9 protein-coding genes are annotated in these 15,606 nt (G+C 41.5%); all 9 read left to right on the top strand.

Going from position 1 to position 15,606, the window contains the following annotated elements:
• Positions 1 to 105 (top strand): L-rhamnose mutarotase (locus QVP90_RS04620; RefSeq protein WP_288203957.1); only part of this gene is annotated, 105 nt, incomplete at its 5' end.
• A 58-nt stretch (positions 106 to 163) separates the two neighbouring features.
• Positions 164 to 1,483: an L-fucose:H+ symporter permease gene (gene fucP / locus QVP90_RS04615; RefSeq protein WP_005927413.1), complete on the top strand. Its 1,320-nt coding sequence runs from the start codon at positions 164 to 166 to the stop codon at positions 1,481 to 1,483.
• 650 nt (positions 1,484 to 2,133) lie between these two features.
• Entirely contained in the window at positions 2,134 to 4,239 is a 2,106-nt protein-coding gene (locus tag QVP90_RS04610) for a hypothetical protein (protein ID WP_264380833.1), read from the top strand.
• Positions 4,240 to 4,265: 26 nt separating this feature from the next.
• Positions 4,266 to 5,585, top strand: a complete 1,320-nt coding sequence (locus QVP90_RS04605) for an IPT/TIG domain-containing protein (RefSeq protein WP_025819013.1) — start codon at positions 4,266 to 4,268, stop codon at positions 5,583 to 5,585.
• 27 nt (positions 5,586 to 5,612) lie between these two features.
• A complete protein-coding gene (locus QVP90_RS04600; protein WP_005927407.1) occupies positions 5,613 to 8,729 on the top strand; it encodes a SusC/RagA family TonB-linked outer membrane protein in 3,117 nt (1,038 codons plus the stop codon).
• A gap of 31 nt (positions 8,730 to 8,760) precedes the next feature.
• The gene (locus QVP90_RS04595) at positions 8,761 to 10,773 is read left to right on the top strand and encodes a RagB/SusD family nutrient uptake outer membrane protein (protein WP_021935777.1); all 2,013 of its coding nucleotides are present in this window, start codon (positions 8,761 to 8,763) and stop codon (positions 10,771 to 10,773) included.
• Between the two features lie 29 nt (positions 10,774 to 10,802).
• Complete coding sequence (locus QVP90_RS04590; RefSeq protein ID WP_005927401.1) at positions 10,803 to 11,789, top strand: BT_3044 domain-containing protein; 987 nt, start codon at positions 10,803 to 10,805, stop codon at positions 11,787 to 11,789.
• A 122-nt stretch (positions 11,790 to 11,911) separates the two neighbouring features.
• The gene (locus QVP90_RS04585; protein ID WP_021935776.1) at positions 11,912 to 14,200 is read left to right on the top strand and encodes a GH92 family glycosyl hydrolase; all 2,289 of its coding nucleotides are present in this window, start codon (positions 11,912 to 11,914) and stop codon (positions 14,198 to 14,200) included.
• A gap of 11 nt (positions 14,201 to 14,211) precedes the next feature.
• Entirely contained in the window at positions 14,212 to 15,606 is a 1,395-nt protein-coding gene (locus tag QVP90_RS04580) for a glycoside hydrolase family 30 protein (RefSeq protein WP_021935775.1), read from the top strand.

The raw sequence follows: 15,606 nt of genomic DNA, 5'->3' as shown, positions 1-15,606 counted from the left end.
CAGGAATGGGAAGATTATATGGCGATTTTCCAACTTGTGACTCCCGGATCTACTTCCGCACAAAAATGGCAACCGATGGAACGTATGTTCCATTTATACGAATAACCTTTTATTTTTACGAACAACCTCAAACGAGTTTATATCCTAACGAATTTATACCATTATGAATAACACCAAACGCTTTTCTATCCTGAGCAAAGACGGCGTCAGCTATCTTATTCCTTTTATTCTCATCACCAGTTGTTTTGCACTCTGGGGATTTGCCAATGACATAACCAATCCTATGGTAAAAGCTTTCTCCAAGATATTCCGTATGAGTGTGACGGATGGCGCATTGGTGCAAGTCGCTTTTTATGGTGGTTATTTTGCAATGGCTTTTCCGGCTGCTATATTTATCCGCCGGTATTCTTATAAGGCCGGCATTTTGTTGGGATTGGGGCTGTATGCATTCGGTGCTCTCCTTTTCTTTCCTGCCATGATGACCGGAAATTATTATCCTTTTTTAATTGCCTATTTTATTTTGACTTGCGGACTTTCCTTTCTTGAGACCAGTGCTAATCCGTATATCCTGTCGATGGGCACGGAGGAGACGGCTACGCGTCGGCTCAATCTGGCTCAGTCTTTCAATCCGATGGGGTCATTATTAGGCATGTATGTGGCGATGAATTTTATCCAGAACCGTCTGAATCCGATGGATACTGCCGAACGGGCTCAGTTGTCTCAAACCGAGTTCGAGGCGATGCGTGATTCGGACTTGGCCGTACTGATTGCTCCATATCTGGTAATCGGTATTGTCATTCTGGTTATGCTATTGCTGATCCGTATGGTGAAGATGCCCAAAAATGCTGACCAGTCTCATTCCATCGATTTTCTGCCTACGTTGAAGCGTATCTTTTCCATTCATCATTATCGTGAAGGGGTGATTGCTCAATTTTTCTATGTGGGTGCACAAATTATGTGTTGGACATTTATCATTCAATACGGTACCCGTTTGTTTACCTCGCAAGGGATGAGTGAACAGGCTGCGGAAGTTTTGTCTCAGCAATACAATATAATAGCAATGGTTATTTTTTGTGTGAGCCGTTTTGTCTGTACTTTCATACTGCGTTATCTCAATCCCGGACTACTGCTGAAGATTTTGGCTATTGCCGCCTGCTGTTTCACAACGGGAGTTATTTTCCTGCAGAATATCGGAGGTATGTATTGTTTGGTCGGTGTTTCGGCATGCATGTCATTGATGTTCCCTACTATTTACGGAATAGCTCTTCAAGGTTTGGGTAATGATGCCAAATTTGGCGCTGCCGGGTTGATTATGGCTATTTTAGGCGGTTCGGTTTTACCTCCGTTGCAGGCAAGTATCATTGATCAGCATGCTTTATTTGGAATGCCGGCGGTGAATCTTTCGTTTATACTTCCATTTATTTGTTTTGTGGTGGTAACTATATACGGACATCGTTCTTATAAACGTGTGAGAAAGGGGTAATTGCCTTTATCTTTACAAGGGAGGTTGGGGCTTACTTTCTCATTTTATTCCCTTTGTCATATCTTATGGACTTTTAGATAGTTCCTCTACGAGAAGAGTATCGTTTCTCGTAGAGGAACTATCTTTTTCCCGTAGAGAAACGACCTGATTCTCTACGGGAAAAAATGTATTCATCTAATATGCTGATAGCCAGCTCTGTGTGTTTTGTTTCCCCTGTGTATTATCTTTACTGTAAAAGAAACTCTGTTTTTACTTTTAAGCAACCTGCCGTTTTGTTTAAATCATTACAATTTTAGTTTTTGGATAACTGATGGGAGCAGTGAATTTTTTGTTTCTTAGACTTATTGTCTAATTCCCTATTGTTTTTTGCTTGTGCCGGTTAGCGAATCGGCTGTTTTCAGCACTTAATTCTGTGAGGTTTTTCCATTCTTATTTATAATTACTTTTCGAATTTCTTCTGATAGGTTGTCATTACCTTAATCGGTATATCTGTTCCATAAAATGGTATGGAGGTTCTATTCCATGGATATTGCCCCTGCTGTTACTACGAATTTTCTATTTTTTGCTTGTATTTTGCAATTTTAAGATATACGAATCGGCTACTTTTGGCTAACAAAGTAATGCATCTGTTAATTTTTAAATTTAATAAAATGAAGAGACGAAATTGTATATTTAAGTATTCGCTTTGCTTATTGTTCATTCAGATCTTATTCTTGGAAAGTGCTTGTGCCGATAGCCGTGAATTTTCTGCCGGTGAGTGGACGGTTCGTTTTAAAGACGAGACAAAGCAAATTGATTTGTTGAAGAATGGAGAGCTCATTTTGAGCGATGTGTTTGTTCGGTTCAATAATTCTTCGAATTACTATAATAGTTCCGAATATACAGATGTGAAGTTTACAAAGGATGAGATTACCGATGAGTTCGGTCCGGCTCAAAAATGTACGATACAGTATAAGAAAGAGGGTGCTCCTACCATCGAACAGATTTTTTATCTTTATTCTTCCAAAGATTTTTTTCTGACGGAAGTTTATCTTACTTCTGTGGATGGAAAGGTGTTGGTAACCAATTATATCTCTCCGATTTATACGACGGCAACCAATCAATTCTTACCTCAGGATACTGACAATCGTCTATTGTTTGTCCCTTTTGATAATGATGGTTTTATAACTTACGGTTCGTTACCGTTGTCGCAATCAAAATCGGCAAGCGCCATACACGCTTCCGGACCGTTGGCTCGCGATACGATTTCATTCGAAGTGACTTCCATCTTTAACGGTGGTAGCCAGAATGGTCTTGTGATTGGTTCCGTAGAGCATGATACCTGGAAGTCGGCTATACGTATGGTAGGATCCCGTGATAACCGGAGTATCACTAAATTGGAATGTTATAGCGGTGCCAGCCATTCTGCTACACGTGATGATAAGGTGCACGGTTCTATAAAAAGCACAACGGTGAAGTCATCCAGAATGTTTGTGGGTTTCTTTGATGATTGGAGATTGGGTATGGAAACGTTTGGAGAAGCGAATGCAGCCGTTGTTCCTAAACGGGAGTGGACCAAGGGGACTCCGTTCGGTTGGAATAGCTGGGGGGGGATGAGTACGCATGTGAATTATGAAGGAGTGCTTTCTGCCTCTGATTTTGTGAAAGAGCATTTGCAGGGGAAAGGCGGTTTTGGCGCAAGCGGAGTTGTTTTTGTCGGCTTGGATTCTTATTGGGATAACTTGAATTGGGAGCAACTGGAAGATTTTGCTCGGCATTGTATTGCCAATGGGCAGGTACCGGGTATTTACTGGACTCCGTTCAATGACTGGTTTCCGGACAATGAACGTGATATTGAAGGGAATAATGGCTATAAATACAGCCAATCGCACTTAAAGGTGAACGGTCAGAAACGGAAATTATATGGTGCCGGCTGTATGGACCCTACAGCCCCGGCTACACTGTCGAGAATTAATTATTTCATTGATAAATTTAAAGCAGCCGGTTTTAAATATCTCAAACTGGATTTTCTTACTGCCGGTATGGTTGAGGCAGACAAATGGTATAATAAGGATATAACAACAGGTACCCAAGCCTTTAACTACGGGATGAAATATCTGCGTGAACGCTGTGGAGACGAAATGTTTATTGTCGAATCGATCGCTCCCCTTTTCCCTTATCAGTATGCGAATGCCCGTCGTATCAGCTGTGATGCCTGGGGAGAAATGTGGCACACCAATTACATGATGAACAGTTTGTCTTTCGGATGGTGGCTGGATCGCGTATATGCTTATAATGATCCTGACCATCTTGTGATGGGAGACCGGAGCGAAGCGGAAAATATGTCTCGTATCACAAGTGGAGCTGTAACGGGTTATTTCATGATTGGCGATAACTTATCGACTAAAGGAAATTATATCGGAACAGAGGTGTCACAGGAAAAGGTGAAGAAATTCGCTGTTAACGACCGGATCAATGCAGTTGTCAATCTTGGTAAAACGTTCAGACCGGCTTATGGTCATAAAGTATCCGGTTCTAACCGTTCGGTCGACCTGTTTACTTTAGAAACGGAAGACGCTTATTACATTGCTTATTTTAATTATGACGAAGGTGTGAAGAGTGGTGAACTGACTCTTCAGGATCTTGGGATCACTCCAGAGAAAGTTTCCGGTGGCATAGAGTGTTGGTCGGGAAATAATGTACAGATTCAAGAGGGCAAGCTTTCTTATAATCTACCTAAGCATCAGGCCGAAATTTACCATTTGTATAAAAAATGAGATTCATGGAATTAAATAACTATATTATGAAAAAGAGTAACAGATTTAGAATTTTCACATCTTTGTTGATGGGTTTCCTTATTGCAGGATTCTCTTCTTGTAAAGATGATGAAAGCCAAAAGAATGAACACGATCCCAACAAGCCGATTGTGTTGACGGATTTTTATCCGAAAGAAGGTGGTATTGCTACTAAAATGGTCTTTAGTGGGGAAAATTTCGGTACGGATGTGAGTAAAATCAATGTGTATTTTAATGACACAAAAGCAGCTGTAGTTCGAAGTACCGGCGAAAAAATGTATGTAATTACCCCGCGTAAACCGGGCGAAGACTGTACTATTACAGTTTCTGTAGGTGATAATAAAGTGGCATTTGACGAACATTTTACTTATCATATTCAAACTACGGTAACTACGCTTTGCGGTATGAAAGGAACTCCCGGAGCGCAAGTGGGAAATCTTGCCGAAACTCAATTCCCGAAGGTTACTTATTTGGCAATTGATACTGACCATAATATATTTGTTTGTTGCCGGGAATTGGATAGTTATTATGATAACAACAAAGTGATGCTGGTAAATGAATTGGAAGATAAGAGTCAGATTCTTATCCCCAATACCGGTGCACCGCTCAATCAGCCTTGTATAGCCGATGATGGACAAACGGTGTATATTCCGTCAGATGCAGGAATGGAGTATTGGGTACTTTCGTCAGAGAACATGTGGATCCCCCGTAAATCATCTTTGCGTAAAGATCCCTCCAGTGATGATTTTGATATTAAATTTAAACACTCATTTGCAATGTGCAAATATGATGGATTTATGTATACACGCGCAAAGGATGGCACATTATTACGGTTTGATCCGTCAACGGGATATACAATGGCTGTTTCAACACAGACGAAATTGATGGCCGAGAGCGACTCTTATATAGTATTTAGTCCGATTAAGGGGGAAGAACATATTTTATATTTGGCATATACTAACTCTCATTGTATCTATACATACAATCTAAAAACAGGTGAACATAAATTGTATGCCGGTATGACGAATCGTTCGGGATATGCAGATGGCCCTTGTGAGTATGCTATGTTTAACGAACCTCGTCAGATGATAGTAAGTGCGGATAATGAGTTGTATTTGGCCGATACGAATAATCATGTGATCAGAAAGATTTCACAAGATGGAATTGTCAGTACGGTAATCGGACTTGCCGGTCAATCGGGATTTATGGATGGAACTCCGGAAGAAGCATTGTTTGACAAACCTTTTGGTGTAGCATTAGATACCGATGGAACTATCTATATTGGTGATAGTGAAAATCAGTGTGTACGCCGACTTGCTATTGAATGATAATTGAGACTTTTAAGATAATACAGTATGAAGAAATATATATTTTTATTGTTCTTGTTGTGTGGCTGTGTTGCTGTGTTTGCACAACAAAAAAGTACATTTACAGTGTCCGGACAAGTGTTTGATGATTTGGATATGCCGGTTCCTGGAGCCAGTGTTTTTATTAAGAATTCTCCGGGAGTGGGAGCTGTCACGGATATTGACGGTAAATTTTCTTTGAAAGCTCAGAAAAATGATGTGATTGTTGTTTCATTTTTGGGATATAAGCAGGAAGAGTATTTGGTGACGAAATCGGAGAGTAATATTTCTATTAAATTGAAACAGGATTCGCAAGTACTTGAAGAAACGGTTATTGTAGGTATGGGTACGCAGCGTAAAGTGAGCGTTGTAGGTGCTATCACCAATGTCGATATAGCAGACATACAAACTCCGGCAACGAATATCAACAATATGTTGGGTGGACGTATTCCGGGTGTTATTTCACTTCAGCGTAGTGGTGAACCCGGAAAAAATATCTCAGAGTTTTGGATTCGCGGTATCGGTACTTTCGGTGCCAACAGCAGTGCTTTGGTGTTGATTGACGGTTTGGAGGGTAATTTGAGCGAGATAGATCCCTCGGATATCGAGAGTTTTTCGGTATTGAAAGATGCGTCTGCAACAGCAGTGTATGGTGTTCGTGGTGCAAACGGTGTTGTTTTGGTAACTACTAAGAGAGGTACGGCAGATAAATTGCAGATTACAGCCCGCGCCAATTGGACTATTTCTCATATGGTAAATATGCCCGAATATCTGGAGGCTTATGATTATGCAAAATTGGCGAATGAGGCTCTTAGAGTCAGAGGAAACACGCCTTTGTATTCAGACATGGAATTGGACTTGATCAAATATCAGTTAGACCCGGACTTGTATCCGAATGTAAACTGGCAGAAAGAGGTTTTGAATCGTAATGCTTTGCAGCAGACTTATTATATAAATGCAAAAGGCGGTGGTAGCCTTGCACGTTATTATCTGAGTTTGGGCATGTCTAATGAATCTTCTGCCTACAAACAGGAAAAATCTTCTAAGTATTCCACAAAAGTCGGATATCGCACCTACAATTATCGCGTCAATTTAGATATTAATCTGACTAAAACAACTACGGTTTACTTTGGGTCCGATGGTTTTATTTCAGAAAAGGCAGAGCCCGGTAATGCCGATACGGATGCTTTATGGGCCACACAGCGCAATTTGACACCGTTGACTATTCCAAGAGTTTATTCTACCGGACAATTACCGGCTTATGGAGCAGATAATGCTTATTCACCTTATGTCATGCTGAATTACACCGGTATGAGTAATACACGTCATTTCCGTGGAAAATCGACTGTAGAGTTGAAGCAAGATCTTTCTATGGTTACTAAAGGTTTGAGTGCCCGGGCACAGATAGCTTATGATACGGAGTTGAACTTGAAGGAGAAACGTTATGTGCGTCCCGAGATGTATTACGCAGATCGCCGTCGTTATACCGGAGAATTGGGACTATATAAGAAGTTAGACAGCGAACCGGTGAAGTACACTCATGAAGACGAGCAATATTATAAAGTACATTTCGAATCGATGTTGAATTATGAAAGGACTTTTGCCGAACAACACCGCCTGAGTGGGCTGTTGTACTACTATATGAGTAGTGAGCAGAAGATGAATAAGGATATTGATGATAAAGATGAAAGTTTAAGGAGCATGTATGCTATTCCTATCCGTTATCAGGGTCTGTCAGGACGAATCACTTACGGATTGCGTGATACTTATTTTTTGGATTTGAATTTTGGCTATACCGGTTCGGCCAACTTTGCAAAGGGAGATCGTTTCGGATTTTTTCCGGCAGTAGCTGTGGGATGGGTTCCTACCGGATATGATTGGGTACGAGAGAAATTGCCATGGTTGGACTTTTTGAAAATCCGTGGATCATACGGTACGGTAGGTAACGACCGTTTGACAAATACTCGTTTCCCTTATCTGACGCTATTGAAAACTGGTGATGGTGGTGGTTGGGGAAGTACCAACGGATATATCACAGAAGAGACGATAGGCGCTGATAACTTGAAATGGGAAATTGCCAAGAAAACGGATATTGGTATTGAAGGTAAACTGTTTGGAGAACGTTTAAATTTTGTAGTAGATGTTTTCTATGATAAACGTGACGGTATCTATCAGGAACGTCAACAAATCCCTGACTATGCTGGTTTACAGAAAATGCCTTTCGGTAATGTCGGAAAGATGGTAAGTTATGGTTCAGACGGTAATATCTCATTTACTCAGAATATCAATAAAAATATGTCGTTTACATTGCGCGGAAACTTTACTTATTCGGCCAATGAAGTGAAAAATTGGGAACAGGCTGTACAAAAGTATGATTATCAAAACTATTCAGGTTATGTAAACAATGCATTCCGTGGATATATTGCTTTGGGGCTTTTCCGTGACGAAGCGGACATAGCCGCCAGTCCGAAGCAGACGTTCGGAGATTATTTGCCGGGAGATATCAAATATAAAGATGTAAATGGGGATGGTGTGATTAATGATGATGACAAAGTGCCTTTATCTTATCCGAACTATCCGCGTCTGATGTATGGTTTTGGTGGAGAATTCCGGTATAAGAATTTGACTTTAGGGGTCTTGTTTAAAGGAACTGGAAAGACAGACTACTATTTTGTAGATGACAACGGATATTGGGATAAAGGAAAGAATGGTGAAGGGTATATACCGTTTTATGGTGGAAAAACCGGTAATGTGCTGAAGATTGTTGCTGACCAAAGTAACCGTTGGACTCCGGCATCTTATTCCGGTGATCCTTCGACAGAGAATCCGAATGCAAGATTCCCACGTCTTAGCTATGGTAAGAATGAGAATAATACTCAGTTCTCGTCATTCTGGTATCAAAATGCACGCTATCTGAGATTGCAGGAAATTAGTGTTAACTATAATTTACCGGCTGGTAGATTACTGAAATATTTGGGAGTACGTTCTCTTGATTTACAGTTTGTTGCATCTGACCTGTGTATCTGGAGCCCGATGAAATTGTGGGATGCAGAGCAGGCCGATCACAATGGTGGAGCTTATCCGATTCCACAGCGTTTTGCTTTCCAGATGTATGTGAATTTTTAAGAATTGTTTTTTGATTTAAAATAGAATGAGTATGAAATTCATAAATAAGAGTGTTTGGTTAATCCCATGTTTGGTATTGGGATTAATGAGCTCATGCGATTTTTTGAGTGTTGACAAATATTTTGATGATACATTGAAATATGACTCGGTATTTGCCAACCGGGTAAATTTGGAGAAATATTTATGGGGAACGGCAGGAGAGTTGCCGGATGAGAGTAAGATATTTGGAAATGACGAAACTCCCGGTATTACGGCTGCCGATGATATATTTACGTTGATGGGCTATGACTTGTTCCATGGAAAAGCATTGACTTTAGGACTTGTTTCTGCTGCCAATACTCAGGGATTAGGAGTATGGAGTACCTGTTATAAGGTAATTCGTAAAGCGAATCTTATTTTGAACAGAATGGACGAATGTACGAATATTACGCCTTTGCAAAAACAGGAGTTATTGGGTTACACTCATTTTCTTCGTGGGTATGCTTATTATTATATTCTGATGAATTATGGTCCGGCAGTACTCTTGGGTGATGAGGTTCTGGAAACGAATGAAGAGGCGGAGTATTATGATCGGGCTCGTGCCACGTATGATGAGACAGTGGAATACATTTGTTCCGAACTGGAAATAGCTGCTAAATACATTCCAGCGGATGTTTCTGTCGTAAATTATGGCCGTCCTTCAAAGGGGGCAGCTTACGCAATTATAGCCCGCGTACGTTTACAGGCGGCTAGTCCGGCATTTAATGGAGGAACGGCAGCTTATCGCTATTTTGGAAACTGGAAACGTGGTACGGATGGAGTACAATATGTATCCCAAACCTATGATGAAAGAAAATGGGCATTGGCAGCTGCTGCTGCCAAGCGTGTAATGGATATGGATGGCGGACAACGCTATACATTGCATACGGTAGGAGCCTCAAGTTCCGGCGCATATGTTACCCCTGAGTTGCCGGAAGGTGTTCCTACGGAAACTTTTCCGAATGGCGCCGGAGGAATCGACCCTTTGAAATCTTATACGGATATGTTTAATGGAGAAACTTATTCGACACAAAATAAAGAATTGATCTGGGCGCGTAATTCAGGAGAAGTGGCAGAGTATACCCGTCAATCTTTCCCGGCAGTCATGGGAGGATATAGCGGTATGTGCCTGACACAGAAATTAGTGGATGCTTATAAGACGCGTAACGGAAAAACAATTCAGGAAGCTGCTCCCGATGAATATTCGGAAGAAGGTAATACGACAAGGGTTCAGACATTCTCTGGTTATCGCTTAAATAGAGGTACTTATAATATGTACAGTAATCGTGAGATGCGATTCTATGCTTGTGTAGGATTTAGTGGTTGTTATTGGCCGGGAACTTCTTGTAGTAATAGCGGTTCTTTCAATTTGACGGTGAATTATTATATGAATGGTAATGCAGGAAAGAATATGGCTACCGGAGACCATAAGGATAGAAATTATGCTGTAACCGGATATGTATTGAAGAAATATATTCATCCTTCAGACAATTGGTATAATGGTAACGGCTCTGCTCGTGTAGCCAAAGCCTTTCCGATTATTCGTTACGCTGAAATTCTTTTGTCTTATGCGGAAGCCATCAATCATTTAAATTCTACGCATACGGTAACCATGGAGAGTGGCGAAACTTATGAACTCTCGAGAGCCGGTAATTTGCAGGATATGATCACAGTGTTCAATATGATTCGCTATAGAGCAGGCTTGCCGGGATTACGGGCACAGGATTATGCAACTGAGGAGGATATGGATGCACAGATCGTGACAGAACGTATGGTTGAGTTTTTGGGTGAAGGACGTCGTTTCTATGATATTCGCCGTTGGGGTATTTATGAAGAGGAAGAAGGCAAACCTATCGAGGGTATGAATATAGACGGACTTGAAAACGAATTTTTCCAGCGTACAGTTGTCAATCATGCGGACTATCGTAACCGGGTGGTTGATAAAAAAACAGTGTTTTTGCCTATTCCCCGGAATGAAGTGAGAAAAGCTCCTAAGTTGGATCAGAATCCGGGATGGGATGATTAATATAAACCTATGTATTTAAGGAAAAGAACATGAAAACAAGTCGTATATTATTGGCAGCTGCTGTAACTTTTTGCATGACAGCTTGTAATGAAGATGCACAGTTTGATAAGGAATTGTACAAGAAAGTGATAAATGTCTTAAGCGATGATAACCTGGTTTTTTCAGTGAACCATGATCTGAATAAGCAAGAGTCCACCGGATATATAAGTATCGGATGTGGAGGAACCAAGCATATAGATACGGATGTATTGGTGGAACTGGAACCGGATAATGAAGCGCTGGCAGAGTATAACCGATTGAATTTTGATATTGATGAGTCGAAGTTTGCCCACGCACTCGACCCACAGCGGTACGATATACCTGATATGACCACCGTATTAAAAGCGGAGAGTGAAGATAATTATGGTACTATTCCGGTACATGTACGTCCGGAAGGTTTGTCTCCCGATTCTATTTATCTGATTCCTCTTCGAATTAAAAGTGTATCGGCTTATGAAATTAATCCGGATAAACGTACGGTTCTATACCGCGTTTTGCTGAAAAATGATTATGCTCTTCAATCGCCTTCAACTACTTACTCGACGGTAGGTATGGATATATTCTATAAGGAAAATGGAGAAGATATCGACCGGTATAGTTCGTTCTCATTGACACGTCCGGTTGTTCCCTTGACAAAGAATTCGATTCGTTGTTTTGCCGGTATGAATACGTATGATGTTTCTAAATTGACGAAAGAGGATATTCAGAAATATGCGATACGTATAACAGTGAATGAGGATGCGACTTTGACAATAACTTCGGTGGGTACCATGCAGGTTGAAATGGTAGATAGCAGTGAAAGCAATTTATATGTAGAGACGAAGACCAATTTGGATAGAATTCAAAGGTTCTATTTACATTACCGGTATCGTCTGTTGAAAGACGGATGTGACGGTAGTAATGGCGATGCCGATTATGACGTTTGGCACGATATAGAAGAAACGATGACAAAGAAAGAACCTTTGATCAATTCGTAAGGTAAAAAGGTATTGTTTTCAGTGATTTTTTGAATACAGGTCTCATGGATAGAGATGTACAACCAATCGTTCCATGGGACCTGTTTTTATTAAGGTAGCATTTTTTTACAGACGTAATACTTATGGTAAATACTATAATTCGGAAAATACTTATTTTATTGTTTGTTGCAGGAACGGCGGGTATCACAAAACTGGAAGCTGCTTCGGCGAAAGCTCCGGTCGATTATGTGAATCCATATATGGGGAATATCAGTCATTTGCTGGTTCCTACCTATCCGATCGTACATCTGCCCAACAGTATGTTAAGAGTTTATCCGCAGCGTGGTGATTATACTTCGGATAAAATTCATGGGCTCCCGTTGATACAGATCAGCCATCGCGGTTCTTTTGCTTTTAACCTGTCGCCTTTTCAGGGGGATGCATCCGGATTGTCCCGGGTAATCAATTTTGAGTATGATAACGAGGTGACCAAACCTTATCACTATCAGGTGGATTTATGCAATCAGCAGTTACATGTAGAGTTTGCACCTTCGCACCAATCGGCAATTTATCATTTTGATTATAAGGAAGATAAAACTCCTTATCTCATATTAAATGCCGGAAATGGTGAATTGGAGGTTAGCGGTAACGTGATTTCCGGTTATCAGAATATGTGGAATAACCTGCGGGTATATATCTATATGGAGACGGATACGGAGCCGATGAAGACGGGTACTCTCCAATCTGATAAATGGGAGGAAGGAAAACGCAAGGCAAAAGGGGATAATACCTGCGTGGTGGTCGGCTGGGATGCCGCTCCGCTTTCGTTGAATGTCCGTTATGGAATTTCGTATATCAGTGTGGAGCAAGCGAAAAGGAACTTGCGAAGAGAGATCAAAGACTTTGATCTGAAAAAGGTAACGTCGGCAGGACGCAAAATCTGGAACGAAGAACTTGGAAAAATCAGTGTTTCCGGTGGAACGGAAAATGACCGTTTCGTTTTCTATACTTCTCTGTACCGTTGCCTGGAACGTCCGGTAAACATCAGTGAAGAAGGCCGCTATTTCTGTGTATACGATAATCGGATACATGAAGACGGTGGTTATGCTTACTATACGGACGACTGGATTTGGGATAGTTATCGGGCGGCCCATCCTTTACGAATATTGACCGACCGGAAAAAACATACGGATGTCATCCGTTCATTTCTGAGGATGTCCGAGTTCAGTTCGGACCATTGGTTTCCTAATTTTCCGGAAGTGACGGGAGATTCGCGCCGGATGAATTGCAATCATGGAGTTTCTGTCATAGCGGATGCCTGGTATAAAGGAGTACGTGATTTTGATTTACAGAAGGCCTATACCTATACGAAGGCTGCCATTGAAGAAAAGACGCTGGCTCCCTGGTCGAGTGCAAAGGCCGGATGGATAGACCGTTTTTATAAAGAGAAAGGATATATCCCGTCATTGGCATCGGGAGAACAGGAAACGGTGCCTGAAGTGAACTCTTTTGAGAAACGGCAATCGGTCGCTGTAACGTTAGGGACAGCTTATGACCAGTGGTGTCTGTCGCGTATCGCTTCTGCTCTCGGATTGGAGAAGGAAGTGGATCATTATGTGTCCTGTTCTTACAACTATCGTAATTTGTTTAATCCCCAAACCTCTTTCTTCCACCCCAAGGATAAGGATGGCCGGTTTTTAGAGCCTTTTGATTATCGTTTTTCCGGGGGACTCGGTGCACGTGAATATTATGGAGAAAACAACGGTTGGATTTATCGGTGGGACGTTCAGCATAACTTCGGCGATTTGGTAAATATGATGGGAGGCGCTTCGGCTTTTGTTAAAAACCTGGATGCCACCTTCAGTGAATGGTTGGGGAAACCGAAGTACGAATTTTACGCCCAACTCCCTGATCACACAGGAAATGTAGGGCAATTTTCTATGGCTAACGAGCCTTCTCTACACATTCCTTATCTGTACAACTATGCACAGGCCCCTTGGAAAACCCAGCAGCGGATCCGTTCGCTGGTTCATCAGTGGTTTCGGAATGATTTGATGGGAGTTCCCGGAGATGAAGACGGTGGCGGTCTTTCTTCCTTTGTCGTTTTCTCAATGATGGGCTTTTATCCGGTTACACCGGGCTTGCCGGTATATCATATCGGAAGTCCTTTCTTCTCTTCCGTAAAAATGAAGTTGAGTAATGGAAAGGTCTTGGAAATTATTGCCCGTAATTGTTCGGTTGATAATAAATATATTCAGTCGGCTAAGCTGAATGGTAAAGTATGGTCAAAGCCCTGGTTTCGTCATGAAGATATAGAAAACGGAGGAAAACTCGAATTTGTAATGGGTAATCAATGTAATACGGAATGGGGAGCGAGTGCTGATGATGTACCTCCCTCACTTAATGTAATGGAACATAAACACAACTACTAAACTATATACCTATGAGATTTAAATTTTTATTATTATCACTTTTAGCAATTCAGGGCTGTAAATCACCTGATATTCAAGAAGCGGAAATTTATACTACATCCGAGCAGGCTCAGTGGCAGAGGTCGCCCGTGCAGGTCCAGAGGCAGACAGACGTGGATGCCGACATTATTGTTTCGGATACGGAAGAACAGGTGATTGACGGTTTTGGCGGATGCTTTAATGAATTGGGATGGGATGCTTTGTCTTTATTATCCGAAGGGCAGCGTGATACGGTATTAAATGCTTTGTTTGGCCCGGATGGTGTGCATTTTACATTCTGCCGTTTACCGGTCGGCGCGAATGATTATGCCCGTGACTGGTATAGTTATAATGAAACTCCGGGAGATTTTGAAATGAAGAATTTCAGTATAGAGCGCGATAAGGGTGGGGTGATACCCTATATAAAAGCCGCATTAGCCATCAATCCGAATCTCAAGTTATGGGCTTCACCCTGGAGTCCTCCTGTCTGGATGAAAGCCACCAAACATTATGCGACTGCTCCCGGTGAGCACAACGATTTCAGAGAAGGAAATGAAGTGGCCGGTGATCATCTTATACAAGAGCCCGAATATCTGACTGCTTATGCGCTTTATTTATCCAAATTCATTGATGCGTATAAACAGAATGGCATTGATGTTTCGCTGTTGTATTTTCAGAATGAACCCTATACAAAGCACCAATGGCCCAATTGCAGTTGGCTTCCGAAGTCGATGGCCAATTTTATCGGGAAATATTTAGGACCGGCATTTAGCGAGAAGCATCCGAATGTCGATTTATGGTTCGGTACTTTTAACTGCAATAAGATGGCAGATTTGGCTTGTGTGATGGAAGATACTGATGCCGCCCAATATATCCGTGGCATCGGATTGCAGTGGGAAGGAAAAGATATTGTGGCTGATGTTCATCAAAAATACCCTGATATGAAACTGATGCAGACAGAAAACGAGTGTGGCGGCGGTACTTTTGACTGGGGAGCGGCAGAACATACATTTGACTTGCTGAATACCTATTTGAACGGAGGTGTGAACTCTTATATGTACTGGAATATGGTTTTGCAGGATGATGGTGCCAGTTCTTGGGGATGGAGACAAAATGCGATGATACGTATCGACTCACAGACGAAACAGGTCATTTATACACCGGAGTTTTATGTGATGAAGCATTTGAGCCATTTCGTGAAGAAAGGCGCTCATCGGCTGAATGTATCGAAAGGAAATAATGTATTGGCATTTAAAAATCCGGATGGACAGGTAGTTATTCTTTGCGCCAATAAAGATACGGAAGAACGGAATATCAGGATAGCCTGCAAAGGACATGTGGCCAATGTAAAACTGGCTCCCAAAACATTTAACACGATAACCCTTTAA

This window comes from Bacteroides sp. CAG:189, from assembly GCF_000432295.1.
Taxonomy (GTDB): domain Bacteria; phylum Bacteroidota; class Bacteroidia; order Bacteroidales; family Bacteroidaceae; genus Bacteroides; species Bacteroides salyersiae.
This window is presented reverse-complemented; position numbering and strand designations above follow the sequence as displayed.

Coding starts and splice junctions, on each gene's coding strand:
- fucP (WP_005927413.1), top strand. CDS start 164: ATGAATAACACCAAACGCTTTTCTATCCTGAGCAAAGACGGCGTCAGC.
- QVP90_RS04610 (WP_264380833.1), top strand. CDS start 2,134: ATGAAGAGACGAAATTGTATATTTAAGTATTCGCTTTGCTTATTGTTC.
- QVP90_RS04580 (WP_021935775.1), top strand. CDS start 14,212: ATGAGATTTAAATTTTTATTATTATCACTTTTAGCAATTCAGGGCTGT.
- QVP90_RS04585 (WP_021935776.1), top strand. CDS start 11,912: ATGGTAAATACTATAATTCGGAAAATACTTATTTTATTGTTTGTTGCA.
- QVP90_RS04590 (WP_005927401.1), top strand. CDS start 10,803: ATGAAAACAAGTCGTATATTATTGGCAGCTGCTGTAACTTTTTGCATG.
- QVP90_RS04595 (WP_021935777.1), top strand. CDS start 8,761: ATGAAATTCATAAATAAGAGTGTTTGGTTAATCCCATGTTTGGTATTG.
- QVP90_RS04605 (WP_025819013.1), top strand. CDS start 4,266: ATGAAAAAGAGTAACAGATTTAGAATTTTCACATCTTTGTTGATGGGT.
- QVP90_RS04600 (WP_005927407.1), top strand. CDS start 5,613: ATGAAGAAATATATATTTTTATTGTTCTTGTTGTGTGGCTGTGTTGCT.